Origin of the sequence: Paracoccus sp. FO-3 (assembly GCF_006386455.1) — a bacterium.
GTDB classification, from domain to species: Bacteria; Pseudomonadota; Alphaproteobacteria; order Rhodobacterales; family Rhodobacteraceae; genus Paracoccus; species Paracoccus versutus.
On sequence record NZ_VCBQ01000268.1, the window covers coordinates 1 to 1,232 of the forward strand.

The following is a 1,232-nucleotide window of genomic DNA, read 5'->3' on the forward strand; positions in this document are numbered from 1 at the left end:
AGCCGAACCCGTTGATCAGACGTTCCCAAAGTTCTTGACTCGTGGCCGTAAAACATGATGCTAATCCTGAGTATGCAGGGACTGGTATGAAGTTAGGGGGCGTCTGAAAAACCTCATATTTTTAGTGTGGTCTGATAAACTTGTGGTGCGTGTCCAAGGAGCCGTTTCGATGCTAAAGCAGCCCGTCCTACCCGGTTTTCGCGATGCGATGAAGAAGAAGCAGACGCGGCGTGAGCTGTTCCTGGCGGAGATGGATGCGGTGGCGCCCTGGGGTCGCCTTCTGGCGCAGATCGAGCCGTACTATCCGAAGGTGGGGCCGAAAGGTGGCCGCCCGCTGATGCCGTTAGAGGTGACGTTGCGGTTGTATTTCCTGCAGAACTGGTATGCCCTGAGCGAGGCGATGGCCGAGGAAATGCTCTACGACAGCGAGGCGATGCGCCGCTTTGCCGGGATCGAATTGGGCGACGACCGTATTCCTGACGAGACCACCATCCTCAACTTCCGCCACCTGCTGGAGCGGCACGGGCTGACCGAGGCGATCTTTGCAGATGTGAACGCGCAACTGGCAGGCAAGGGCATCGGCTTGCGTTCGGGAACGCTGGTCGACGCGACTACTATCGACGCACCGTCCTCGACAAAGAACAAGGCGGGGGGCCGCGATCCGGAGGCGTCATCCACCAAGAAGGGAAATGACTGGTATTTTGGCATGAAGGCGCACATTGGCGTCGATGCTGACAGCGGCGTTGGTCACAGCCTGGATACCTCGACCGCCAAGGTCCACGACAGCCATGTCTGGGACGAGTTGCTGCATGGTGACGAAGACTCGGTCTGGGCCGACAAGAGCTATGTCAGCGCCGAGCGCGAGGCGGCATTCAAGGGGCCGGACAAGGTCTGGGGGCGTCATGCGCAAGGCCCCGAAAGGCGGCAAGCTGCATCCCATCGACGAGCGCATCAACCGGATCATTGCTATGGTTCGGGCCAAGGTCGAGCACCCATTCCGGGCCATCAAGCGCCAGTTTGGCCACGTGAATACCCGTTACCGGGGCCTCGCCAAGAACCGCGCCCAGATCTTCACGCTGTTCGCGCTTGGCAACTTATTCCTGGTGCGAAGAAAGCTGATGGCATGAGGGCGGATCTGCCAAGAATACACCACACCGCCAAAATGGCGGACTTGAAGTCGCTTAACTGGCCGCCAACAAACTGTCTCACGCCTTCCGAACGATCAAACCATA

At 58.8% G+C, this 1,232-nt stretch carries 1 protein-coding gene; it reads left to right on the forward strand.

All coding sequences use genetic code 11. The annotated features are described in order from the left end of the window. The first annotated feature begins 169 nt into the window (after positions 1–169). Positions 170–1,127 (forward strand): IS5 family transposase gene (locus FE811_RS26890; protein WP_370362717.1). Its coding sequence is split into 2 segments (ribosomal slippage): positions 170–895 and positions 897–1,127, totalling 957 coding nucleotides; the frame shifts between segments, so codons are not numbered across the junction. Positions 1,128–1,232: the final 105 nt, after the last annotated feature.